A 24,257-nucleotide genomic window follows, 5' to 3' on the forward strand; every position below is an offset into this window, starting at 1 on the left:
ATCTGCCCTGGTGCGGCACCCCCGGCTGGCAGGATGAATTGGTGTCGACAGCGGCAACTCCCAAGGGCGAACGGCGCCGACAGGCGCTGGTCGAGGCTGCCGCCGACCTACTCCTCGAGGGCGGCTTCGAGGCGGTGCGGCATCGGTCGGTGGCCGCGCGCGCGAACCTTCCGCTGGCATCCACCACCTACTATTTCGCGTCGCTCGAAGACCTGATCGCGAAAGCCGTCGAATGCAACGGTGAACGCGACCTCAACGTCATGCGGGCGCGAGTCGACGACGTCACCCACCGTCGTCGCGGTCGCGAGTCCACCGTCGACCTGCTCGTGGAACTACTCGTCGGGCCCGTTCTGATCAGCGACTGCAGTCGCGAACGCTTGATCTGCCGATACGAGCGGCTCACCGCGTGCGCGCGGCGACCCGAACTACGCGAGGTTCAGCTCCGCTTGCGCGCACAGCTCGACGACATCCTCACCGAGGCGCTGCGCCGTTCCGACCGCGACGTACGGCAAGGACAATTGCGTCGTCTGGTCGCCACCGTGGACGGCGCCGTGGTGACGGCCCTCGGCGAGCACGACCCCGACCTTCGTGGGCTGGCCCGCGCAATGCTGCTCGACGTCGTCGACCTCGTCGCGCCGGCGCTGGACCGGCCGGACCACGTTCACCTCTAGCGTCGCCGTAAACTGAAGTCTCGTGACCCGCATCCCGAACGTCCTCGCCAACCGTTACGCCAGCCCCGAACTCGTCGAGTTGTGGTCGCCCGAGCACAAGATCGTGCTCGAACGCCAGCTGTGGCTCGCCGTGCTGCGTGCCCAGGCGGAACTCGGGATCGACGTGCCGGCCGAGGCTCTCGCCGATTACGAGCGGGTCATCGACCAGGTAGACCTCGACTCCATCGCCGCCCGCGAACGGGTCACCCGGCACGACGTGAAGGCCCGCATCGAGGAGTTCAACGCCCTCGCCGGTCACGAGCAGGTGCACAAGGGCCTCACCAGCCGCGATCTCACCGAAAACGTAGAACAGCTGCAGATCCTGCGGTCGCTCGAGCACGTGTACGCGCACGGCGTCGCGGTTGCCGCACGGCTGTCCGAGCGTGCCGCCGAGTACAGCGGCATCGTCATGGCCGGCCGATCCCACAACGTTGCGGCGCAGGCCACGACCCTCGGCAAGCGCTTCGCGTCCGCCGCCGACGAACTGCTCGTCGCGCTCACCCGGCTGCGCGAACTGATCGACCGTTACCCGCTGCGCGGTATCAAGGGTCCGATGGGAACCGCGCAGGACATGCTCGACCTTCTCGACGGCGACGCCGACAAACTCGACACCCTCGAGCGGAAGGTCGCCCAGCACCTCGGGTTCTCCCACGTGTTCACCAGCGTCGGACAGGTGTACCCGCGCTCGCTCGACCACGACGTGCTGTCCACGCTCGTTCAGGTCGCCGCCGGACCGTCGTCCTTTGCTCACACCATCCGACTGATGGCCGGCCACGAACTGGTCACCGAGGGCTTCCAACCCGGCCAGGTCGGGTCGTCCGCGATGCCCCACAAGATGAACACCCGCTCCTGCGAACGTGTCAACGGACTGCAGGTCGTTCTCCGCGGCTACGCGTCGATGGCCGCAGAACTCGCAGGTGCGCAGTGGAACGAAGGTGACGTGTTCTGCTCCGTAGTGCGCCGGGTCGCCCTGCCGGACGCGTTCTTCGCGATCGACGGGTTGATCGAAACGTTCCTCACGGTGCTCGCCGAGTTCGGTGCCTACCCGGCCGTCATCGAAAAAGAACTCACCCGCTACCTGCCGTTCCTCGCCACCACGAAGGTCCTCATGGCCCTCGTGCGGGCCGGTGTCGGGCGCGAAACAGCACATGAGGTCATCAAGGAACACGCCGTCGCCGTCGCGCTGGCCATGCGCGAGCAGGGCAAGGAACCTGACCTCCTCGACCGGCTCGCCGCCGACGACCGGCTACCCCTCGACCGGGCAGCCCTCGACGAGGCGCTCGCCGACAAGAAGGCGTTCATCGGTGCGGCCGAACCTCAGGTTGCCGCAGTCGTCACCGAGGTACAGAAGCTCGTCGACTCACACCCCGAAGCGGCTGCCTACCAGCCGTCCCCAATTCTGTAGGCGGCTTCGCCGCCCGTGCGTGGTTAACGAGTGCAGGCACTCGTCAACCACGCACAAGCACCGGAGGTGCCTACCCGTGAACTGTACTTTCTGCGAAATCGTCGCCGGTCACGCCGAAGCCAGCGTCGTGTACGACAGCGACGACGTAATGGCCTTCATGGACATCCGGCCGTGGACTCCCGGACACCTGCTGGTGGTCCCCAAGCGGCATGCGACCGGTCTGTCCGACCTCGACCCCGTCGACGGCGCCGCAGTGTTCACCGCAGGACAGCGCATCGCGACCACGTTGCGGCACGGGCCGTTACGAGCCCATGGAGTCAACCTCTTCCTCGCCGACGGAATCGCGGCGGGCCAGGAAGTTTTCCATGTTCACCTGCACGTCGTCCCTCGCACGAACGGTGACGGATTCGGGCTGCGCGGAATGCCGACCTCACCCAGCCGGAATGCACTGGAACAGACTGCCGGGGTCATCCGTTCGGCGCTTACCTGACCTACGTGGAGTCGAAGCGGACTTCGCGGGTGACACCGTTCGGGTCGAAGCGACGTTCGGTGATGTCATAGGTGCCGTCCGAGTGGACCCGGAGGACGGTCGATGCCCGGGTGCCGTACTCGCCGTGATGGATGAAACGCGATGACAGTGCCCGTTCGAGGTCCGGCGCGACCCCGGTGTCGGGCAATGAGTCCCACGGTGCCGGCTCGCTGTCGGCGAGGACGGTGAAATACGTTTCGAGGTCGGTGTCCGGCTTGCCGTCGTCAGCGGCGAGGGCGGCGCCGAACGCGCGTGTGCCTCCGCTGACCTTCGGCCATGGGGTGTCGAGTTCGGCGTTGGACAACCCGTGGATGCCGGGTTCGACACGTTCGCGGTGGCCGTGCGGCCGATTGGTGGACCACCATAATTCCTCCCGGTCGGCGACGAGCAGGTTAAAGCTGCCGTACGCACTGCCCGTTGTGGCAACGCTGTCTGCACGAGTGGCCGCCGAGTCCTCGGAGACGAGGAAATCCGCGGGCAGCCGTCCGCGGGACAACGCCCCGGCGGCAGGGGAACCATCGCGGACGTTGGTCACCGCCGCGAACCGCAGGCTGTCGCTGACCCCCATCCAGGTGCCGCCCGCGAGGAGGTCGCGGCCTGCGACGAAGCCCTCGTCCCAGCGATGCAGCGGCTCGGTGGGGCGGGCGTAGAACTCGTCGCGGTTGGCTGCCACGACCAGCGGGAGGTCGGGGTGGGTATGCCACGCGAACAGGACCAGACACATGCCCCTGACAGTAGTGCGCGCTGAGCCGGTGCCGAAGTCGATGGTGTGGGTCGCATCACCTCAGCGCGGACCTACGGTGTCACGAGTGTTTTCTCGAGGGCTCGGCGCAGTTCGGACTTGCTGATCTTGCCCACGCCCGTGACCGGAAATTCTTCGACGAACACCACTTTGTCGGGGACCTTGTACTCCGCGAGGCCGCGGCTGCGCACGAACTTCTTGAGTTCCGCTGCTTTCGGTTGCTCACCGAGGACGACCACGAAGGCGCAGCTGCGTTCGCCGAGGTAGGGGTCCGGCATCGACACCACCGCGACATCGGCGACGCAGGGATGCGCCAGGAGGTGGTTTTCGACCTCCTCTGCAGCCACTTTCTCGCCACCGCGGTTGATCTGATCTTTCGCCCGGCCCTCGACGACGAGGTAACCGTCGTCGGTGAGGCGAACGATGTCACCGGTGCGGTAGAAACCGTCTTCGGTGAATGCCGTCGAATTGTGTTCGGGTGCACGGTAGTACCCGCGGATGGTGTACGGGCCGCGAGTGAGGAGGTGCCCGGAGGTGCCCGCGGGAACGGGTACATCGTGGTCGTCGACCACGAGCACCTCGTCGTCAGGGCTGATCGGCCTGCCCTGTGTCGAGACGAGTGTGCTTTCCGGATCGTCGAGTCTCGTGTAGTTGACGAGGCCCTCTGCCATGCCGAATACCTGCTGCACTGTGCATCCCAGCTCGGGTCGCACTCGCTTGGCGGCCTCGGCGGCGAACTTCGCGCCGCCGACCTGCAGCACCTCGAGGCTGGACAGATCGCGTTCGGTGCGGTCGGCGGCGGCCAACCATGCCAGTGCGAGCGGTGGGACGAGTGACGCCATGGTGACGCCTTCACGTTCTATGAGGGTGAAGGCGGTGTCGGGACTCGGGTCGGGCGCCAGAATCACGCGGCCGCCGGCGTGCAGCACACCCAGGATTCCGGGCGAGCTCATCGGGAAATTGTGCGCTGCAGGCAGAACCACGAGCATTCGGGTTCGTTCGTCGACGCCACAGATGCGAGCCGACTCGCGAACAGAGTAGAGGTAGTCGGCGTGCGAACGGGGAATCAGTTTCGGCACACCGGTGGTCCCGCCCGACAGTTGCAGGAAGGCCACCGACTCCGCGTCGACTGGCGACTCGAGTGTGATCGGCGCCGGGCTCCGCAGCTCTTCGAGCGCAACGAATTCCTGCGCGTCTCCGGCGACGATCACCGTCGGCGGATGCTCCGACGCGGAGACCACCTGCCGGGCCAGTTCTCGATAATCGAAACCGGCGTGCCGGTCGGTGACGATGTATGCGGCCGCGTCGGTGAAAGTGCAGAAGTACGAGATTTCGTGGTCCCGGTGCGCCGGCAAGGCGAACACGGGCAGCGCGCCGAGGCGGAAGATCGCGAAGATCACCTCCACGTATTCGACGATGTTCGGTAACTGCACGACGACCCGATCACCGGAGCGGACGCCCAGGTCGAACAGTCCGGCCGCCACACGATCGGCGCGGTCGGCGAGTTCGCGGTAGGTGAGACTCGATTCGACCCCGGCAGCGTCCGGCCCGACCACAGCAACGGCATCCCCGAATTCTGCTGCGCGAGCGCCCAGGAACTGCTGGAATGTTTCGTCCGTCCAATATCCTGCCCGCCGGTACTTCTCGGCGAAGGATGCGGGAAAGCTGGTGGTTTCGGTGAGGGGAGCGCGCACGCTCGTGGTCATCGAATGTCCTTTCGCAGCATGGTAAACGGGTGTCACGCTCGGAGGGTGGCGCCACCGTCGACGTAGAGGGCTTGCATAGTGATGTGCCGCGCGCGATCGGACAGCAGGAACTCGACGGAATCGGCGATGTCGGCCGCCTCCGCGATCCGGCCCAGGGGGATACCGACCTTGAACGACGCGAGATCGCCGTCGATCGCGGCGCGGGCTCCCGCGTCGTCGGCAGGGTCGGACCACAGCGACCGCTGCATGGCGGTGTCGGTCGAGCCCGGTGCAACGATATTGGCGCGGATTCCGTACTCGGCCAGTTCGAGTCCGAGGACCCGTACGATCATCGCGACTGCAGCCTTGGAGGATCCGTACGCGCCCATGCCGGTGCGGGGCACCCCGGCGGCATTGGAACCTACCACGACGATGGAACCTGCTCTGCGCTCGCGCATTCCGATTCCGACGGCTCTGAGCACGTTGACCAGTCCGGTGACGTTGACGTCGAAGACGCGTCGCCAGCTCGCAGGATCGGCGTCGAGGATCGAACCGGTTTCGAGTATTCCGGCCACGTGCGCGAGTGCGGTGACCGGTCCGTGCCGGTCCTCGATGCGTCGCACGGATTCGGTGACGGAGCCGGAGTCGCGGATGTCGGTGACGGCGGTGGCGAGCGGCGCGCTGTCCAGTAGTGTGGCGGTGCTTGTCAGGCCGTCGCCGTCGCGATCGAGAAGCGCCAGGCGATGGCCGCGCCGGGAGAGAGTGACGGCGGTGGCCCGCCCGATACCGTGGGCGGCGCCGACGACGAGGGTGACTCCATCGCTCACAGCTGCACTCCCAAACCCGTCAGGATCGTGCCCAATTTGGTTGTCGTCTCGGCGAGTTCGTCGTCGGGGTCCGACCCGGCGACGATGCCGCCGCCCGCGTGCGCGACGATCGTGGTGCCCTGCGCATCGATTTCTGCGCACCTGATTCCGACCATCCATTCGCCGTCCCCTTCGGAGTCGGTCCAGCCCACTGCGCCGGCGTAGAAGCCGCGGCCGCCTTCGAGTTCGGCAATCAGCCGGCGTGCGGCGTCGGTGGGAGTGCCGCAGACGGCGGGCGTCGGGTGTACCGCGACGGCGAGGTCGAGGGCCGTGACCGAGCGGTCTCGCAGCCGACCCGAGACGGGTGTGCCGAGGTGCCAGAGTTGAGGTGTGCTGGTGAGCGTCGGACGGTCGGGGATGTCGAGTTCGGTGCACAGCGGTGCGAGGCTCGCCCGGAGCGCGTCGACGACCAGTGCGTGTTCACGCACATTCTTCTCGGATACGACGAGAGCTTCACCGGTCCGACGATCCGACTCGGGGTCGTTGTGGCGCGGCGCAGAACCGGCCAGGGGGTGGCAGCTCACCACGTCTCCTCGGCGTCGGATCAGTACTTCGGGACTCGAACCGACGAGGTGCTTTCCGGACCAGGTGCTGCCGGCCGCTCCGAGAGCGACGCTGAAACCGTTGCCGCCCCGGTCACCTGCGACGAGTCGGCCGAGCAGCGCGTGGGGGTGCAGACGTTCGTCTGCGTGCAGCATGAGCGAACGTGCGAGGACCACCTTGGCCAGAGTCGCATCGGGCGCCCGCAATTCGCGGAGCGCGGCCGCCACCCGAGCGACATGCTCGGCCTCCGTCGGGAGCGATGAGCCGATCCGTATGCGCGGAACCCTGAGCGACTTGCCGTTCCAGCTTCCGGGTTCGTGGCGCAGGACATGCGGTGTGATGAGCGCAGCAGGATGTGCGGGGTCGAAGGGGAGCGCACCGACTATCGCGGTGGCACGACCGTCACGCAACGCCTTCGTCGCCGCGAGTGTGGAGTCGTACTGCGTTCGGGTTCCGTCGGCAATGACCGTGCCGTGGGGGCGGGAGAGGATGAACGGCGTGTTCGACGGTGAATCCATGTCGGTGGACTCGGCGACTGCCGTCGATTCCATGTGCGATCCCCTCTCGAAAACTAGCAACTCCGGACCCACTCTATATGGTTAGCCTTACCTTTGGACGTTCGTCGATTCGGTGACCCGAGCATCTCGCCCTACACCCGAGGAGTGGCTATTCGCTGATCGGCTCCGCAGTGCTCGGTGCGGGCGCGGTGGCGGACTTCTTCGGCATTGCGACAGCAGCGAGGACGAGTACGACGGCGGCGCCGAGGGCGGCGGCGAAGACCAGGTGCAGTGCCTCGGCGAGGTCGGCCGGGGCGGGATTCTCGGCACCGCCCAGGCGGGCGTTGACGAGGGCCCCGAAGAGGGCGACCCCGACCGCGCTGCCGATGGACCGGGCGAACATGTTGGTGGAGGTGACGACACCGCGCTCCGACCAGTCGACGCTGGACTGCGCGGCGATGAGGGTGGGGCTGGCGACGAGGCCCATTCCGCCGCCGATGACGAAGCAGCAGAGCGCTGTCTGCCACACCTTCGATTCGGTGGACAGTCCCAGAGTGAGGGCGGTGCCGACCACTACCAGCAGACTTCCCGCTGTTGCGGTGATGCGGAATCCGAATCGGAGATACACACGCCCGGCCTGCGATGCGGCGATCGGCCAGCCGATGGTGAGGGTCGCGAGCGCGAACCCGGCCACCAATGCTCCTGTCCCGAGCACACCCTGCGCGAAGGTCGGGACGTACGTGGTGAGGCCGAGGACGATCGCGCCGACCAGCAGGGAGACGACACTGCTCGCCGCGAGCACCCGTCGTGTCAATACCCACAGCGGCAGGATGGGTTCAGCGGCTCGTCGTTCCACCAGGACGAAGACGAACAGGAACACGGCGCCGGCAGCGAAGATCCCCAGACTGGTCGGCGAACTCCACGCCCACGCCTGGCCGCCCTCGAGGAGGCCCAGGATGAGGAGCGTTGCGCCCACGGCGAGCAACCCGGCCCCCGTGTAGTCGATCGACCGCCGGGCGCGTGCCCGCTTCTCGTCGAAGTTGCGGATCAACATCACCGCGGCGAGAAGGCACAGCGGAATGTTGACGAAGAAGATCCAGCGCCACGACAGATACTCGGAAAACACGCCGCCGAGAGTCGGTCCGACCACCGCGGACATGCCCCACACGCTCGCGAGGTAGCCCTGCGCTTTCGCGCGCTCGGCGAGCGTGTAGATGTCGCCGGCAATGGTCATGCTCATGGGGTTGCACCGCGCCTGCCCCGAGGCCCTGCACGGCTCGGAAGGCGATGAGCGCAGGCATGCTCCAAGCGAACCCGCAGAGGACCGACCCGAGCGCGAAGATCCCGATCCCCAGCAGCATGACCGGCTTCCGGCCGAAGATGTCGGCGAGTTTGCCGTAGATCGGGACGGACACGGCCTGGGTGAGTAGGTAGATGGAGAACAGCCACGGGAACTGCGTGAAACCGCCGAGATCGCCGACGATGGTGAAAACCGCGGTGGAGATGATGGTGGCGTCGAGGGCGACCAGGGACGTCGTAAGCATCAGCGACACCAGTACCGGTCCGCGCTCCGACCGGAACCCGACGTCGACGGGCGCTGCGTCGGTTGTCATTGCTCACCTGTTTCGTCCCTGGGACCACACCGTGTTCGTAACCCACGGTAACGACATGGCTCGGGAGTTGTTCCGCGCGGTCGGCTCAGGGGCCATGACGTCACGGTAGAGCGCACCGCCGACGCCGGAGCGCTGTGAGCGCCGCAAGGTCAGCCGTCGGTGTGTCCGTCAGGACCGATAGGCTGGCTCACCGTGCGCCCCTCACTCGATTCCTACGCCCATCTGGCCGGTGGCAAGGTCCGCGACCTCTACACGATCGACGACGAGCACCTGCTGTTGGTCGCGAGCGATCGGATCTCGGCCTACGACCACGTTCTCGGTACCGCGATTCCGGACAAGGGTCGGGTACTCACCGCGATGAGTGTCTTCTTCTTCGGCGTGCTCGGTGGCAACAACCATCTGGCGGGTGAGCCCGACGACAGCCGCATCCCCGAAGAGGTCCTCGGCCGCGCGCTGGTGGTGCGCAAGCTCGAGATGGTTCCGATCGAATGCGTCGCCCGCGGTTACCTCACCGGTTCCGGCCTGATCGACTACAACGAGACCGGTTCGGTGTGCGGGGTGGCACTGCCCGAGGGGCTGGTGGAGGCCAGCCTGCTCCCCGATCCGATCTTCACCCCGGCCAGCAAAGCGGAGTTGGGGGAGCACGACGAGAACATCACCTTCGATGTGGTGGTCGACAAGGTAGGCCAGGATCTGGCGATCAAACTGCGGGACGACACCCTGGACGTCTACGGCAGGGCGGCCCACTTCGCCGCGGACCGCGGCATCATTCTCGCCGACACCAAGCTCGAGTTCGGGCTCGACAAGAAGGGCAACCTGGTCCTGGCCGACGAGGTCCTCACGCCCGACTCCTCCCGCTACTGGCCTGCCGACGGATACGAGGCCGGGAAGGTGCAGCCGAGTTTCGACAAGCAGTTCGTCCGCAACTGGCTCACCAGCCCCGAGTCGGGCTGGGACCGCGCATCCGATACACCCCCGCCGCCGCTGCCCGCGGAGATCGTGGCGGCCACGCGTGAGCGCTACATCGAGGCGTACGAGCGCATTTCGGGATTGTCGTTCGCGGAGTGGGTGGGCTGAGAGATGACCGCCGAGAACAAGATCCTGACACCGCCGGTCGCCAAGAAGGTTCCCACCGAGCGAGTCCATCACGGGCACACCTTCGTCGACGAGTACGAGTGGTTGCGCGACAAGGAAGACTCGGAGGTGATCGCCTATCTCGAAGCCGAGAATTCTTACACCGAGCAGCAGACCGCACACCTGGCTCCGCTGCGGGATCAGATTTTTTCGGAGGTCAAATCCCGGACGCAGGAAACCGACATGTCGGTGCCTACGCGAATGGGCGAGTACTGGTACTACGCCCGGACCATCGAGGGCAAGCAGTACGGCGTGCAGTGCCGGACCCCGATCGCGGGTCCGGACGACTGGACTCCGCCGGAGCTGACCCCGGGCGTCGAACTCCCCGGTGAGCAGGTCCTGCTCGACGGCAACGCGGAGGCCGAGGGTCACGACTTCTTCTCCATCGGCGCCTTCTCGCTCAGCCACGACGGCACGCTGCTCGCGTACTCGGTGGACGTGGTCGGCGACGAGCGCTACACGCTCCGATTCAAGAACCTCGAGACCGGTGAATTGCTGCCCGACGAGATCACCGGCACCGCACCGGGAGTCACCTGGGCGATCGATCACCGACACGTCTTCTACCTCACGGTCGACGAGTCCTGGCGCCCCGACACCGTGTGGCGTCACCGGCTCGGCACCGATCGCGGACAGGACGTCGCCGTGTACCGGGAGCCCGACGAACGGTTCTGGGTTTCCGTCGGATCCACCCGCAGCGAAAAGTATCTGATGATCTGGGTGGGTTCCAAGATCACCAGCGAAGTTCGGGTCCTGGAATCGGCGGACCCCGAAGGCGAGTTCCGGGCGGTTCTGCCGCGGCGCGACGGGGTCGAATACGGCGTCGAACACGCGGTCGTCGCGGGTGAGGATCGCTTTCTCATCATGCACAACGATGTCGTCGACGGGGTGAAGGCCGAGAACTTCGTGCTTGCCGAGGCGCCGGTGTCGGACCCGACGTCCTTGACCACCCTGATCTCGCACCGTCAGGATGTGCGGCTCGAGGAGGTCGACGCCTTCGCCGACCACCTGGTGCTCAGTTATCGGCGGGAAGCGTTGACACGTTTGGCGATCTGGCCGCTCGGCGCGGACGGGTACGGCGAATTCACGGAGATCGCCTTCGACGAGGAACTCTTCAGCGTGGGCCTCGGCGCCAATCCGGAATGGCAGCAGCCCACCCTGCGAATGGCGTTCACCTCGTTCATCACGCCCGGGCAGGTCTACGACTACGTGCTGTCGACGGGTGAGCTGGCGCTGCGTAAGTCGCAGCCCGTGCTCGGCGACTTCGATGCCGGCAACTATGTGCAGCAACGTGATTGGGCAATCGCCGACGACGGTACCCGAATTCCACTGTCGATCGTGAAGCGTGCCGATGCCGCGGCCGGACCGGCGCCGATGCTCCTGTACGGCTATGGCTCGTACGAGGCCAGCATGGATCCCGCGTTCTCCGTCGCGCGCCTCTCGCTCCTCGACCGCGGAGTCGTGTTCGTCGTGGCTCACGTGCGTGGTGGCGGCGAGATGGGGCGGCACTGGTACGAGAACGGCAAGACGCTGACGAAGAAGAACACCTTCACCGACTTCGTCGCGTGCGCACGCCATCTCGTCGAGACCGGCCGCACCACTCCGAATCGACTTGTCGCGGACGGCGGCAGCGCCGGTGGTCTTCTGATGGGGGCCGTGGCCAATCTGGCGCCCGAACTCTTCGCCGGCATCCTCGCCAACGTTCCCTTCGTGGACCCCCTCACCTCCATCCTGGATCCATCGCTTCCGTTGACGGTGATCGAGTGGGACGAGTGGGGTAACCCGCTCGAGAACCCCGAGGTGTACGAGTACATGCGTTCGTACAGCCCGTACGAGAACGTCGAGTCCAAGGACTATCCGGCCATCCTCGCGATCACCAGTATCAACGACACGAGGGTGCTCTACGTCGAGCCCGCCAAGTGGGTGGCGAAGCTCCGGGCTACCAAGACCGGCGACTCGCCGCTGCTCCTCAAGACCGAGATGAGCGCGGGCCACGGTGGGGTGAGCGGACGCTACGAGAAGTGGAAGGAAGTGGCGTTCGAGTTCGCCTGGGTGCTCCACATCGTCGGGAGGGCCTGACGTCAGGTCGTCGTCTGCTCCGCGCGCAACTGGGCGTTGTCGGAGTGGAGACGGTCGTTGTCGGCGGCAAGTCGGGCGTTGTCCCGCTCGAGTGACTCGGTGCGGTGCTCGAGGTGCAGGATGCGCCCGATGCCCACCAGGTTGACCCCGGCGGCGATGAGTTCGGCGACGCGTTCGAGCCGAGCGATGTCGTAGTCGCTGTAACGGCGGCTGCCGCCGCTGGTGCGGGCAGGCGAGACCAGTCCGTACTGCTCGTAGAGGCGCAGCGCTTGAATGCCGAATCCGGACAGCTCCGAGGCCACGGAAATGCCGTAGACGCCGCGTCGGGATCGAGACTTTGTTGTTCCTGACACTGGGGTCCTCCTGCCTGGACCGCGTACCGGCTTGCTCGTCCCACTCTAGTCCTGAGGCAATAGCGAACCTATTGCGAACGCTACAGGCTTAGGCTGGTGAACAGCCTGGTTCCGAAGTGGCGAGGAGATGGCGCTCGTGGCAGAGATGACGATCGACCTGGCGCGAGCGGTGGAGCGATTCGCGGCGATGCTCCGCGTCCCCACAGTGTCCACTCGGGGAGACGCGCATACGGACTGGACGCACTTCGCGCGGTTCCGAAGTCTCATCGACGAGCAGTATCCGCTGGTGCGGGCGCATCTGGACAAAGAGATCGTCGCTTCGCATTCGTTGGTTTACCACTGGGACGTCGGTGTGCCCGACAGGCCGATCGTGCTGATGGCGCACCAGGACGTCGTGCCCGCGGACGAAGACGGATGGACTCATCCACCGTTCGGCGGGGTAGTGGCGGACGAGGCCGTCTGGGGGCGCGGCGCCATCGACGACAAGGGCGTGCTCGTCAGCATTCTCGAGGCAGTCGAAGGACTGCTGCACAGTGGTGTCGTTCCGGTGCGTGACGTCTATCTGGTTTTCGGCCACAACGAGGAGGTGGGAGGAGACGGTATTGCCCAAGTGGTAGCGATGTTTCGCGAGCGCGGCATTGTTCCCGGTGTCGTCATCGACGAGGGCGGTGGAGTTGCCGGCGACGCGTTCCCGGGAGTCGACGCAACGATCGCGGTGATCGGGACTGCCGAGAAAGGGATTCTCGATCTGCAGATGACGGCGAAGGATCCCGGTGGTCACGCATCGATGCCAGGGAGGAAGACTGCCACCGCCCGGCTTGCCCGCGCCATCACCCGCGTCGACCACCACAAGTTCCCTGCCCGGCTCACCGGGCCCACCGTCGACCTGCTCACCACCGCAGGCGTCCACGCGAAAGGTCCGCTGGGTGCGGTGCTGTCCCGGACGGACAAGCTCGGACCACTGGTAGCGAGAGTGCTGCCGCGCACCGGTGCCCTCATGAACGCCATGTGCCGCACCACGACAGTCGCCACCGTCCTCGAGGGCAGCGCCGGCAACAACGTGATGGCGGAGACCGCGCGTGCAGTGCTCGACATTCGCATACTGCCGGGTGAGACCGTCGACGGCACTGCCCAGCGGATACGAAGGATGATTCGCGACAACGGCATACAGCTCGACGTCCTCGGCGCAACCGAACCGTCACCGGTGTCGCGTACGGACGACGAGGTGTTCGCGCGACTCCGGCAGGTGGTGGCCGATACCTTTCCCGGGGCCATCGTGTCACCGTTTCTGGTGGTGGGGGCCACCGACGCGCGGCACATGGCCAGGATCAGCGAGTATGTCTATCGCTTCTATCCCTTCGAGCTCGACGCCGTGAGTCGGAGGCTCATTCACGCTACTGACGAACGCCTGGCGGTGTCCGGGCTGCGTCACGGAATCGAGTTCTTCACCAGGCTGATCCGCGACTGGCGTTAGCGTTCCGGTCCGTCAGCTCTTCGGCCGGTCGATGCCGCCTGCGCGAGCACGTCCTCGGCCATCGCAACGAGTTCGGCGGCCACCCGGTCGAGTGCCTGCGTGCTGCGTTGCGCTCTCGACAGCACGAGTGCGCCTTCGATCGCGGAGATCGACATGGTCGCGATCGACTGCGCGCGGGACATGCGTACGCCTTGTTGCCAGAGTGAGGCCGCGATGGTGGCTTCCCAGGAGCTGAAGGCCTCACCCGCCGCATCCTTGGCTGTGGGGCATTCGCCGCCCTGCAGCGCGCCTGCTGCGACCGGACACCCGGCCGAATAGTCCGTGTCCACCAGTTCGCGGCGGAACAGATCGATGATCAGGACGAGAGTCTCGACGGGCCCCTTGTTCGACAGGCTCTCGCTGATGAGGGCGCCCATCAGGCCGCCTGCCCGGTGCGTGGCCTCCTCCGCCAGTTGACTCTTGCCGCCGGGGAAATGGTGATAGATCGATCCGCGCGGGGCGTCCGCGTGAGCGACGACGTCGGCGAGCGACGTCGCTTCCACGCCCCTCTCGCGGAAGAGGGTGACCGCGCTCAGCAGCATTCGGTCGCGTGCTGTCGTTCGTCTTCCCATTATGTCGACCAGCATAGCTCTTCGACATGTTTCGGGTGATGGGTATCCCGATCATGCGCCCTTTGTGCGGGATATGAGCGACGACACACATTGACTGTTACGAGCGGTTACGTCTATCGTCGCCGCAGGAGATATGCAAGCCCGCATAACAGCGACGAGGAGTCGATTCCGGTGCCACACTCAACGGCGGTACATTCAGCCGCGCCTCGAACTACCGACAGCGGCCTGAGCCGAAGAGCGCGCTACCTTGCACTCTTCGTCATCTGCCTGGCCGAACTGCTCGTTGTCCTCGACAACACCATCGTCAACGTCGCGCTGCCCTCTCTCGGCGTGGAGTTGCACACCGACATCAGTGGCCTGCAGTGGGTGGTGGACGCCTACACCCTGACGTTCGCTGGGTTGCTGCTCGCGTTCGGCCACCTCGGTGACCGGTACGGGCGGCGGCGGGTCATGATGATCGGACTGGCCGGTGTCGCCGTCATGTCGGTGGGCGGAGCCCTCGCGACCGACCTGGGTCAGGTGATCGCCGCGCGGGCCGCCATGGGTGTGTTCGCCGCCGCGGTGTTCCCCGCGACTCTCGCGCTGATCATCAACATCTTCCACGATGTAAAGGAACGGGCGATTGCCATTGCCGCCTGGACGGCCATGGCCGGAATCGCCATCGCTATCGGCCCGACCGCGGGTGGCTGGCTCCTCGAGCACTTCTCGTGGCACTCGGTGTTCTGGATCAACGTACCGGTGGCGGTGGTCGTGCTGGTTCTCACTCGACTCCTCGTCCCGGAGTCGAAGACCACGCACGTCGGCAGGATCGACCTGCTCGGGATCGCCTTCTCGCTCCTCAGTGTGACCACGTTGGTATGGACGATCATCGAAGCGCCACACCAAGGATGGGTCTCGGCGATCAGCCTGTCCGGCTACGCCCTGTCGGTAGTGTTCTTCGCGGCGTTCGTGTGGTGGGAATTGCGCACGGATTCGCCGGTGCTCAATATGGCGCTGTTCCGTATTCGGCGGTTCTCGCTGCCGGCGTTGGCGATCGCGGTTGCCTACTTCAGCATGTTCGGATTCCTCTTCATGATTACCCAGTACTTCCAGGGCGTCATGGAACTGACGCCGCTGCAATTCGGGATCCACTCGTTGCCCTTCGCCGCTGCCATCGCCGTCGGCGCGCCGCTGGCCACGCTGATCGCGCAACGGATCGGCACCACAGCAGTCATCGTGTTCGGTCTCGTCGTGATGAGTGTCGGAATGTTCATCGCCGGGCAGGTGAAGGTCGAAACCCCGTACCTGGGGGCGGTGGTCGTGTCGATGGTGTTGATGGGACTGGGGCTGGCGATCGTGCAGGGACCGGCCACCGAGTCGATCATGTCTTCGGTGCCGCTCGAGGAGGCCGGGGCCGGTTCGGCTGTGAACGACACGACCCGCGAGGCGGGCGGCACCCTCGGCGTCGCAGTACTGGGGTCGATCGTGGCTTCGGTGTACACCACCAAGATCGGACCACGCGTCGATGCGATCCCCGACTTCCTGATGACGCCCTACGAGAAGAGCTTTGCGCGTGAAACCGTGATCAGCGTGCTCGAAATCGTGAAGCGACCGACCATTCCCGCGTTCGCACAGCAAAAGGCCGATCTCGTCTACGCCATGAAGGCGGCGTCGCTGGAAGGCTTCCAACTAGCCTCCTACGTCACCGTGTCGGTCTCACTTCTCGTCGCTGTGGCAGTGGCCGTCTTCCTGCCGTGGAAGCCTGCAGGCGACTCCGTCCTGCTGGCCTGGAAAGAGCCATCCGAGAAGAGTCCGGCATCGACGTCGAAGGAATCGCTCGTATGAACAACGAACAGACGGTGAAGAACACGAGTACCGAGCTGACCGATCCGCTCGAGCTTCGCTGTGGTCAGTTGTTGCCCAACCGGCTGATGAAGGCGGCACTCAGTGAGGGACTCGCGAACGAGGGGCACGGTCCCGACTCTCGCCTCGAACGCCTCTATACCCGCTGGGGCAGTGGCGGCTACGGACTCGTCGTCACGGGAAACGTCATGGTCGATCGCAGCCAACTGGGCGAACCGGGCAATGTGGTCCTCGATGACGACCGCGACCTCGACGGGCTCACCCGATGGGCCAAGGCCACACAGGACGGTGGCGCACCGATCTGGATGCAGTTGAACCACCCCGGACGGCAGGCGAATCCGCTGGTGACCCGTACGCGTCCCGTCGCCCCCTCGGCGATAGCGTCGAACATTCCCGGCATGACCACACCACGCGAGCTGACCGATTCCGAGATCGAGAACATCATCGATCGATTCGCCGCGGCTGCGGGTGTCGCAGAGACGGCCGGCTTCAACGGCGTGGAGATACACGGTGCGCACGGATACCTGGTGTCCCAGTTCCTCTCGCCGCTGTCGAATCAGCGCACCGACCGCTGGGGCGGCGACTCCGAACGTAGGATGCGGTTCGTTCTCGAAGTAGTCCGCCGGATCCGCTCCGTCGTTGCACCGGGCTTCGCTGTCGGCATCAAACTGAACTCCGCAGATTTCCAGCGCGGGGGATTCACCGAGACCGAGTCACGCTCGGTGGTCGAGCAGCTGTCTGCCGAGAGCATCGACCTGATCGAAATCAGTGGCGGTAGCTACGAATCCCCGGCCATGATGGGCCGGAATGCCAGCGTATCCACCAGTACGAGGCAGCGGGAGGCCTACTTCCTCGACTACGCCGCGTCGGTGCGCGAGTCGGCGGGCGACGTACCGCTTGCGGTCACCGGCGGATTCCGCTCGCGCTCCGCCATGGCTCAGGCCGTCGATTCCGGAGCATGCGACGTAATCGGTCTCGGCCGGCCGACGGTGACCACCCCCGATGCGGGATCGGCACTTCTCGTGGCAGGTGACGATCGAGTCGACACCATCCCGGTGTCCTTCGGTCTGCGCGGCAGGCTGTCCAGGGTCGCGAATCTCCGGGCTCTGGACGGGGCCCTGGACCTGCAGTGGCACACCGACCAACTGGACCGGCTCGGCGCCGGAAAGGACCCCGACCTCGAACGGCCGTGGTGGAAGACGGCGGCGTCGATGATCAACCGGAACGGCGTCGGCGCCCTCCGTAGCAAGCGGGGTGGCTGACCGAGAAACGGCAGGTCTTCCTCAGCGCAGCGCGTACCGTACCTGCGGTCGTCCCGCCCGGCCGTATTCCGTGTGCCGGGCGAGGACGCCGTCGTCGGCCAGTCGCTCGAGGTACCGCCATGCGGTCACCCGCGACACTCCGATCGCGGCGGCCACCTCGGCTGCAGTCAGGGGCCCCGCCGCGTCGCGGATGCACGCGGACACGTGGTCGAGGGTTTGCGGGGCAACACCCTTCGGGGCGCTCGCGCGCTCGTCGGAGGTGCGGAGGGCGGACATTGCCCGGTCGATGTCTTGTTGACTCAACGCGTTGCTCCCGGCCGGAAGCGCATCCCGGAACTCGCGATACCGTTCGAGCTTGTCACGGAAAGCGGCGAAGGTGAACGGCTTCAGCAGATACAGCGCTATCCCGCGGGCCACCGCGGTACGCACCAACTCGAGGTCGCGGGCCGAGGTGACAGCGATGACGTCGGGGCTGGGGCGGATCCCGCTCAGTGCGGCCGCCACGTCGAGACCACTCGAATCCGGCAAACCGAAGTCGAGCAGAACGAGATCGATCGGATCCTCGGTGCCGCCCGCCTCCGCGACGGCGCGCATCGCACTGCTGCCGTCATGGACGACAGTATGCACGGAGAACCCAGGCACCCGCTCGACGTACGCACGATGAGCCTCGGCGATCAGTGGCTCGTCCTCGACAATCATCACTCGAATCACGAAGCCGCTCCGGTGATCGGTATCTCGACGACGATCATCGACCCCAGTGAAGGTTCCGTGCGGATCGTCCCTCCGTGGCGCACCACGACCTGGACGACGAGGGCGAGTCCCAATCCACGCTGGCCGGACTTCGTGGAATAGCCACGGGTAGCGGCCTTGTCGAACTCCTCCGCGGGAATGCCCGGACCGCTGTCCGCAACACGCACCACCATCGACGAATCCTCCTCACATACCGTGACTTCCACCCAGGGACCGTCTGTCGTCTGCTCGGCAGATCCGCGCGCGGCGTCGATGGCATTGTCCACGAGATTACCCACCAGCGTGACCAGTTCACGCGGTGTCAGCGGAGCGACCGGGCCCAACGCGGTGTCCTCGGTGACGATCAGGTCGACACCTCGTTCCGCTGCCACACCCACCTTGCCGAGCAGCAGTGCTGCCAGCGCCGGTTCGTGTACTGCCGTCATCAGCCGGTCGATCAGTTCCTGTGACAGGCGCAGATCATCCGTGGCGAACGCGATCGCGTCCTCGTAGCGGCCCAATTCCACCATCGTGATGATCGTGTGTAGCCGGTTCGCCGACTCGTGGGCCTGCGAACGCAATGACTCGGCGAATCCGCGCACGGAATCGAGTTCGCCCATGACACTTTGCATTTCGGTGCGGTCACGCAAGGTGAGTACCGTACCGATGCGTCGGCCCTCCCATTCGACGGGTTCACGGCTGACGAGGAGCACGCGATCGGTGGTCAGATGTATCTCGTCGCGCGGCTCGCCGGTGTCCGAAGGGGAAGCGGCCGTGCGCAGCGACGGTGGCAGGGCGGCAACGGGTACCGGGCCGTCGGATAGGTCGAGGAGACGACGGGCCTCGTCGTTCACCACCTCGGCGGTGGCGCCTTCGCCGTTGTCTCGACCGAGGACCACCAGACCCTCGCCGATCGAATGCAGGACGGCGTCGTGATGCTCGTACATACGCCGCAGTTCGTCGGGCGCCATTCCGAGTGTCTGACGGCGCAGCCGCCGGCTCAGCAGGAACGAGCCGGCGGCGGACACCACGAGTCCGATTGCGGCGACCGTGAAGATGGTGGGCAGGCTTTCCGCCACCTGGCCGCCGATCTTCTCGCGGGTGACACCTACGGAGACGAGACCGACGAGGCGGCCGCCGTCGTAGATGGGCGCGACCGCCCGGATGGACGGGCCCAGCGAACCGGCGTACGTCTCGGTGAACGTTTCCCCGGCGAGCGCACGCTCGATGTTTCCGGTGAACGTGCCGCCGATGAGCTCGGGACTGGTGTGCGTGAAACGCGTGCGGTCGGGCGCCATCACCACGACGAAATCGGTTCCGGTGGCCGTGCGGATGCGCTCGGTCTGCGGTTGGAGGACCGCGCTGGGATCAGGAGTGCGCAGAGCGGCGACGGTGCCGTCGGACAATGCGAGGGCCGTGGCCACCGCCGTCACCGAGCGCCGGGTGCTGTCGTCGCTGTCGCGTCGCTGATCGAGGACCGCGAGCAAGGTTCCCGCAGCGATCACCAGCGTCAATACCACCAGCTGTAGGAGGAACAGCTGACGCGCCACGCTCATGGGCTGTCTCGGCAGTTGGTGAGGCACCGCAGCTCTCCTGAACGTAATGAACACAAACTTCTCCAACCGAGCGATCGCTTACAAGATTCTCTACAAGACGTGATCGCGGTCACTACCCGGCTTACCGATCAGCTTGCCATTCGAACTGGAGGACCACCCCATGAGCACTGCGACAGGGAAAACGAAGAAGCGTGACCGTACCCACTGGTTGTACATGGGGGTCATCGTCGCCGTGATTGCGGGCGTTCTCGTCGGATGGCTTGCGCCGGGGGCCGGCAAGTCGCTCGGCGTCCTGGGCACGATGTTCGTCGACCTGATCAAGATGATGATCAGCCCGGTGATCTTCTGCACCATCGTGCTGGGAATCGGATCCGTGAAGGCAGCGGCCAAGGTGGGCAAGGTCGGCGGGCTCGCTCTCACCTACTTCATCGGCATGTCGACCGTCGCCCTCGGTATCGGCTTGGTGGTGGGCAACCTCCTCGACCCGGGAAGCGGCCTGAACATCAGCCCGGACACCGCCGGAACCGGCGCCCAGCTGGCCGAGAAGGCGCACGGTGCAGGCGGCACCGTGGAGTTCCTCGGCTCGATCATCCCCACGTCGCTGCTCTCCTCCCTCACCGAGGGAAGCGTCCTGCAGACGCTGTTCGTTGCACTGCTCGTCGGCTTCGGTCTGCAGGCCCTCGGTAAGCAGGGTGAGCCGATCCTGCGCGGTGTCGGCTACGTGCAGAAACTCGTGTTCAAGATCCTGTCGATGATCCTGTGGCTCGCTCCCATCGGCGCGTTCGGTGCCATCGCCAACGTGGTCGGACAGACCGGACTCGGCGCGGTCGTGCAACTTGCCACCTTGATGCTGGGCTTCTACCTGACCTGCTTGATCTTCGTGTTCGGTGTCCTCGGCTCCATCCTGCGCGTCGTCGCCGGCGTCTCGATCTTCAAGCTCGTCCGGTACCTGGCACGCGAATACCTGCTGATCTTCGCCACGTCCTCGTCCGAATCGGCCCTGCCCCGCCTCATCGCGAAGATGGAGCACATCGGCGTCGAGCGCACCACCGTCGGTGTCGTGGTCCCGACCGGATACTCGTTCAACCTCGACGGCACCGCCATCTACCTGACCATGGCATCGATCTTCATCGCCGATGCGATGGGCCAGCCGCTCTCGTTCCCCGAGCAGCTGTCGCTGCTGGTGTTCATGATCATCGCGTCCAAGGGCGCCGCCGGAGTGAGTGGTGCAGGTCTCGCCACCCTCGCCGGTGGACTGCAGAGCCATCGCCCGGAACTGCTCGACGGCGTCGGACTGATCGTCGGCATCGACCGGTTCATGTCCGAGGCGCGCGCCGTCACCAACTTCTCCGGAAATGCCGTTGCAACGCTGCTCGTCGGTTCGTGGACCCACACCGTCGACAACGACCGCGTCCGCAACGTCCTCGACGGGAAGCTGCCCTTCGACGAGGAGACGATGGTCGACGACGGTCACGGCGAGGTCGTCGAGGAGGAGAAGGCGACGCCTGCTGCCCGCGAGGACGACGCACGCGTACTGCTCACCCACTGAAAGATACGAACTGACACCACGTACGGATGAAGGAAGGGCTGTGCGCCCGGGCGGATCTCACGCCTGGGCGCACAACCCTTTTGTCGCTACGTTGGGTGTCATGACGACTCCTGTGCAGAACATTGCCATCAACACCCTGGGCGGCGTGCCCACCTCGCTCGGCGAATACGACGGGCGCGCAGTCCTCGTGGTGAACGTGGCCTCCAAGTGTGGGCTCACCCCGCAGTACAAGACCCTCGAGCAGCTGGCGGTGGACTACGCCGGCCGCGGCCTCAGCGTCATCGGGATTCCGTGCAACCAATTCATGGGACAGGAGCCCGGCACCCCCGAAGAGATCGAGACGTTCTGCTCCACCACTTACGGCGTCACCTTCCCCTTGTTCGAGAAGATCGAGGTGAACGGAGAGAACCGTCATCCGCTGTACGAAGAGCTGACCAAGGCCGCGGACGCCGAGGGCGAGGCCGGGGACGTGCAATGGAACTTCGAGAAGTTCCTCGTCGCACCCGACGGCACCGTCGTGAATCGGTTCCGTCCCCGCACCGAACCCGACGCCCCCGAGGTCGTCGCAGCCATCGAGGCCGTCCTGCCGAAGTAGGCGCCCCCGGCGCCCGTGCGCCTTTCCGGTTGTCCCGGCGACCAGAAAGGCGCACGACCTTTGCCTTGTGTTCACCTTGGGCTGTCACCCTGAAGCCATGACCGGACAGTTGCTCGTGTCGGTGTCAGGACTCAGACAGGAAACGCGCGACTTCGCCGCCGCGTTCGCCGAGGAGATGGACGCGCGGGGCGTGCCGCTGTCGCTGCTGGTCGCTCCGCGACTGAAAGACAAATACCGCCTGGTCAACGACTCGGCGACACAGGACTGGCTGCGTATGCGCCGGTCACAGGGTGACGCCGTCGTCCTGCACGGCTATGACCAGGCTGCAACCAAACGTCGTCGCGCGGAGTTTGCGGCACTCCCCGAGCACGAAGCCCGACTGCGGTTGATCGCCGCCGACCGTGTGATGGAGCAGACCGGCCTGCGCACCCGGGTGTTCGCGCCGCCGCGCTGGCTGGCGTCGCAAGGTGCTGTCGCGGCCTTGCCTTCCGCCGGTTTTCGCCTTCTCGCGAATATGACTGCCATTCATGACCTCGAGCGGGGATCGGCCGTACGGTCGCGCGTATTGGGCATCGGCGAGGGGTTCCGGGCGGAACCGTGGTGGTGCCGGGCGCTCGTTCACGGCTCGGGCCGCACGGCCAAGCGCGGGGGAGTGGTGCGTCTCGCGGTCACGGCCAAACAGTTGGGCACACCGGGTCCGCGGCAGGCGCTACTCGACGCCGTCGACCTGGCCCTTCGGCACGGCGCGGAGCCGACGGTATATAGGTGGCAACCGCGCCTTCCACGAATGGGCGCTGCCTGACCCGTCACGCGACCTCGACGCTCGATTCGCTGGGAAGGGTGCGGAACTCGGTTCCCGTGGGGGCCATGTCGGAGTAGCGACCGTAGAAGATCCCGGTGGCCTGGTCGGTGATGATCGCCTGATGAATGGGTACGGCGACGCGCGGCGCGACGGCACGCAGGTAGTCGATTGCCTCGGAGATCTTCAGCCACGGCGCCGCGGCGGGCAGGGCCAGCACGTCGACCTTCTGTTCCGGGACGAACAGTGAGTCGCCCGGGTGCATCAGCCGCGCGGGGTTGCCGGCATCGCCGAGCAGGAACGCCGTGTTGTCGATCACGGGGATGTCGGGGTGAATCACCGCGTGCGTCCCGCCGGTGCCGGTGACGTGCACGTTGCCGATGTCGAACTCGTCGCCGGCGTGCACCCCCGTCCACCCGCCACCGAGTTGCGCGGCGGTCTGCGGATCCGAATACAGGGCTGCGCCGGGGTTCGCCTGGACGAGGGCGGGCAGTCGTTGCTGGTCGACGTGATCCGGGTGCTGATGGGTGACGAGTATCGCGTCGAGCCCGGTGATGCCCTCGAATCCGTGGGAGAAGTTGCCCGGATCGAAAAGGATGGTGGAACCGTTCAACTCGACGAGGACGCAGCTGTGGCCGAAGTGAGTCAGTCGCATGGATTCGAGTATGCGCCGCTTCCGTCCGATGCGGGCTGCACACCGGTGGCCCGGTAAACTCCCTAGTGCCCGGTGTTCCACTCTGGGCTCGCGCACTACTAACGAGGAGCAGCACGTGGCCCGTGTCGTCGTCGAAGTCATGCCCAAGGCCGAGATTCTCGACCCCCAGGGGCAGGCCATTGCCGGAGCCCTGCCGCGGCTCGGTTTCGCTGGAATCTCGGATGTCCGTCAAGGTAAGCGATTCGAGCTCGAGGTCGACGGCAGCGTCGACGACTCGCAGCTCGAGAAGATCGCCGAGGCCCTGCTGGCCAACACGGTGATCGAGGACTGGACCGTGAGGCGCGTCGAGGCATGAGCGCACGCGTCGGAGTCATTACTTTCCCCGGCACCCTCGACGACGTCGACGCCGTCCGCGCGGTGAAACTCGCCGGCGGCGAGGCCGTGAACCTCTGGCACGGCGATGCCGACCTCAAGGGTGTCGACGCCGTCATCGTCCCGGGTGGGTTTTCGTACGGTGACTACCTGCGTGCAGGCGCGATCGCCCGTTTCGCGCCGGTCATGGGCAAGGTCATCCAGGCAGCTCGGAGTGGCATGCCTGTCCTCGGTATCTGCAACGGTTTCCAGGTGCTGTGCGAAGCCGGCCTCCTACCGGGCGCGCTGACCCGCAACGACGGCCTGCATTTCATCTGCCGCGACGAATGGCTCCGCGTCGAATCCACGTCGACGGCATGGACTTCCCGTTACGAACCGGGTGCCGAGATTCTCATTCCGCTGAAATCGGGTGAGGGCCGCTACCAGGCGTCGAAGGAAGTGCTGGACGAACTCGAGGGCGAAGGCCGGGTTGTCTTCCGGTTTGCGGGCGACAACCCCAATGGTTCTCAGCGTGGGATCGCCGGCATCTCCTCCGCCAATGGCCGCGTCGTCGGCTTGATGCCGCATCCGGAGCACGCCACCGAAGCTCTCACCGGACCCAGCGACGACGGACTCGGCATGTTCTACTCCGTCCTCGACAGCGTCATCTCTGCCTGACCT

22 protein-coding genes and 1 pseudogene are annotated in these 24,257 nt (G+C 65.8%); 13 read left to right on the forward strand and 10 right to left on the reverse strand.

Annotation, left to right across the window (positions count from 1 at the left end; all coding sequences use genetic code 11):
- Window positions 1-41: 41 nt before the first annotated feature.
- From NOF53_RS01420 to NOF53_RS01430, 3 genes are all read left to right on the forward strand, one after another.
- Window positions 42-671, forward strand: a complete 630-nt coding sequence (locus tag NOF53_RS01420; protein WP_255965183.1) for a TetR/AcrR family transcriptional regulator — start codon at window positions 42-44, stop codon at window positions 669-671.
- Between the two features lie 22 nt (window positions 672-693).
- Window positions 694-2,115 carry an adenylosuccinate lyase gene (purB, locus tag NOF53_RS01425; RefSeq protein WP_255965184.1) on the forward strand — a complete coding sequence of 474 codons (1,422 nt, stop codon included), beginning with the start codon at window positions 694-696 and terminating at the stop codon, window positions 2,113-2,115.
- Window positions 2,116-2,191: 76 nt separating this feature from the next.
- Window positions 2,192-2,605, forward strand: a complete 414-nt coding sequence (locus NOF53_RS01430) for an HIT family protein (RefSeq protein ID WP_255965185.1) — start codon at window positions 2,192-2,194, stop codon at window positions 2,603-2,605.
- Between the two features lies 1 nt (window position 2,606).
- Here the strand turns inward: NOF53_RS01430 and NOF53_RS01435 are convergent, their stop codons facing one another.
- From NOF53_RS01435 to NOF53_RS01455, 5 genes and pseudogenes are all read right to left on the reverse strand, one after another.
- Window positions 2,607-3,368, reverse strand: a complete 762-nt coding sequence (locus tag NOF53_RS01435; RefSeq protein WP_255965186.1) for an NRDE family protein — start codon at window positions 3,366-3,368, stop codon at window positions 2,607-2,609.
- Window positions 3,369-3,439: 71 nt separating this feature from the next.
- Window positions 3,440-5,092 (reverse strand): (2,3-dihydroxybenzoyl)adenylate synthase, encoded by a 1,653-nt coding sequence (locus NOF53_RS01440; protein ID WP_255965187.1) that lies wholly within the window; start codon window positions 5,090-5,092, stop codon window positions 3,440-3,442.
- A 32-nt stretch (window positions 5,093-5,124) separates the two neighbouring features.
- Window positions 5,125-5,898, reverse strand: a complete 774-nt coding sequence (locus tag NOF53_RS01445; protein ID WP_255965188.1) for an SDR family oxidoreductase — start codon at window positions 5,896-5,898, stop codon at window positions 5,125-5,127.
- A complete protein-coding gene (locus tag NOF53_RS01450) occupies window positions 5,895-7,031 on the reverse strand; it encodes an isochorismate synthase (protein ID WP_255965189.1) in 1,137 nt (378 codons plus the stop codon). Before NOF53_RS01450 ends, NOF53_RS01445 begins: the two co-directional genes overlap by 4 nt.
- Window positions 7,032-7,146: 115 nt before the next feature.
- Window positions 7,147-8,590 (reverse strand): annotated as a pseudogene (locus NOF53_RS01455) (MDR family MFS transporter).
- Window positions 8,591-8,782: 192 nt separating this feature from the next.
- On the opposite strand from NOF53_RS01455, the gene NOF53_RS01460 reads away from it, so the two are divergent.
- Together NOF53_RS01460 and NOF53_RS01465 are read left to right on the forward strand one after the other, a co-directional pair.
- Window positions 8,783-9,667, forward strand: a complete 885-nt coding sequence (locus NOF53_RS01460; protein WP_255965190.1) for a phosphoribosylaminoimidazolesuccinocarboxamide synthase — start codon at window positions 8,783-8,785, stop codon at window positions 9,665-9,667.
- A gap of 3 nt (window positions 9,668-9,670) precedes the next feature.
- A complete protein-coding gene (locus tag NOF53_RS01465; protein WP_255965191.1) occupies window positions 9,671-11,800 on the forward strand; it encodes a S9 family peptidase in 2,130 nt (709 codons plus the stop codon).
- A gap of 2 nt (window positions 11,801-11,802) precedes the next feature.
- Here the strand turns inward: NOF53_RS01465 and NOF53_RS01470 are convergent, their stop codons facing one another.
- On the reverse strand, window positions 11,803-12,153 hold the full coding sequence (locus NOF53_RS01470; protein WP_255965192.1) for a MerR family transcriptional regulator: 351 nt from the start codon (window positions 12,151-12,153) through the stop codon (window positions 11,803-11,805).
- A 127-nt stretch (window positions 12,154-12,280) separates the two neighbouring features.
- Here NOF53_RS01470 and NOF53_RS01475 point away from each other — a divergent pair, with 127 nt between their 5' ends.
- Complete coding sequence (locus tag NOF53_RS01475) at window positions 12,281-13,627, forward strand: M20/M25/M40 family metallo-hydrolase (protein WP_255965193.1); 1,347 nt, start codon at window positions 12,281-12,283, stop codon at window positions 13,625-13,627.
- Here the strand turns inward: NOF53_RS01475 and NOF53_RS01480 are convergent.
- Window positions 13,624-14,238 carry a TetR/AcrR family transcriptional regulator gene (locus NOF53_RS01480; protein WP_255965194.1) on the reverse strand — a complete coding sequence of 205 codons (615 nt, stop codon included), beginning with the start codon at window positions 14,236-14,238 and terminating at the stop codon, window positions 13,624-13,626. The two genes, NOF53_RS01475 and NOF53_RS01480, sit on opposite strands and share 4 nt — an antisense overlap.
- Before the next feature lie 225 nt (window positions 14,239-14,463).
- Here NOF53_RS01480 and NOF53_RS01485 point away from each other — a divergent pair, with 225 nt between their 5' ends.
- Together NOF53_RS01485 and NOF53_RS01490 are read left to right on the forward strand one after the other, a co-directional pair.
- Entirely contained in the window at window positions 14,464-16,062 is a 1,599-nt protein-coding gene (locus NOF53_RS01485) for an MFS transporter (RefSeq protein WP_255965423.1), read from the forward strand.
- Complete coding sequence (locus NOF53_RS01490) at window positions 16,059-17,342, forward strand: NADH:flavin oxidoreductase/NADH oxidase family protein (RefSeq protein WP_255965195.1); 1,284 nt, start codon at window positions 16,059-16,061, stop codon at window positions 17,340-17,342. Before NOF53_RS01485 ends, NOF53_RS01490 begins: the two co-directional genes overlap by 4 nt.
- Before the next feature lie 21 nt (window positions 17,343-17,363).
- Here NOF53_RS01490 and NOF53_RS01495 read toward each other — a convergent pair whose 3' ends face one another.
- The gene (locus NOF53_RS01495) at window positions 17,364-18,053 is read right to left on the reverse strand and encodes a response regulator (RefSeq protein WP_255965196.1); all 690 of its coding nucleotides are present in this window, start codon (window positions 18,051-18,053) and stop codon (window positions 17,364-17,366) included.
- Window positions 18,050-19,627 carry a sensor histidine kinase gene (locus NOF53_RS01500; protein ID WP_255965197.1) on the reverse strand — a complete coding sequence of 526 codons (1,578 nt, stop codon included), beginning with the start codon at window positions 19,625-19,627 and terminating at the stop codon, window positions 18,050-18,052. Before NOF53_RS01500 ends, NOF53_RS01495 begins: the two co-directional genes overlap by 4 nt.
- Window positions 19,628-19,787: 160 nt before the next feature.
- Here NOF53_RS01500 and NOF53_RS01505 point away from each other — a divergent pair, with 160 nt between their 5' ends.
- The 3 genes from NOF53_RS01505 (at window position 19,788) to NOF53_RS01515 (ending at window position 22,573) form a co-directional block, all read left to right on the forward strand.
- Window positions 19,788-21,176, forward strand: a complete 1,389-nt coding sequence (locus NOF53_RS01505) for a cation:dicarboxylate symporter family transporter (RefSeq protein ID WP_255965198.1) — start codon at window positions 19,788-19,790, stop codon at window positions 21,174-21,176.
- A gap of 100 nt (window positions 21,177-21,276) precedes the next feature.
- Window positions 21,277-21,771 carry a glutathione peroxidase gene (locus tag NOF53_RS01510; protein WP_255965199.1) on the forward strand — a complete coding sequence of 165 codons (495 nt, stop codon included), beginning with the start codon at window positions 21,277-21,279 and terminating at the stop codon, window positions 21,769-21,771.
- Window positions 21,772-21,868: 97 nt separating this feature from the next.
- Complete coding sequence (locus NOF53_RS01515; protein ID WP_255965200.1) at window positions 21,869-22,573, forward strand: DUF2334 domain-containing protein; 705 nt, start codon at window positions 21,869-21,871, stop codon at window positions 22,571-22,573.
- 4 nt (window positions 22,574-22,577) lie between these two features.
- Here the strand turns inward: NOF53_RS01515 and NOF53_RS01520 are convergent, their stop codons facing one another.
- The gene (locus NOF53_RS01520) at window positions 22,578-23,225 is read right to left on the reverse strand and encodes an MBL fold metallo-hydrolase (RefSeq protein WP_255965201.1); all 648 of its coding nucleotides are present in this window, start codon (window positions 23,223-23,225) and stop codon (window positions 22,578-22,580) included.
- Between the two features lie 115 nt (window positions 23,226-23,340).
- On the opposite strand from NOF53_RS01520, the gene purS reads away from it, so the two are divergent.
- Together purS and purQ are read left to right on the forward strand one after the other, a co-directional pair.
- Complete coding sequence (gene purS, locus NOF53_RS01525) at window positions 23,341-23,580, forward strand: phosphoribosylformylglycinamidine synthase subunit PurS (RefSeq protein WP_255965202.1); 240 nt, start codon at window positions 23,341-23,343, stop codon at window positions 23,578-23,580.
- Window positions 23,577-24,254, forward strand: a complete 678-nt coding sequence (gene purQ / locus NOF53_RS01530) for a phosphoribosylformylglycinamidine synthase subunit PurQ (RefSeq protein WP_255965203.1) — start codon at window positions 23,577-23,579, stop codon at window positions 24,252-24,254. Before purS ends, purQ begins: the two co-directional genes overlap by 4 nt.
- Window positions 24,255-24,257 lie beyond the last annotated feature (3 nt).

Source organism: Rhodococcus tibetensis, assembly GCF_024438035.1.
GTDB classification, from domain to species: domain Bacteria; phylum Actinomycetota; class Actinomycetes; order Mycobacteriales; family Mycobacteriaceae; genus Rhodococcus_F; species Rhodococcus_F tibetensis.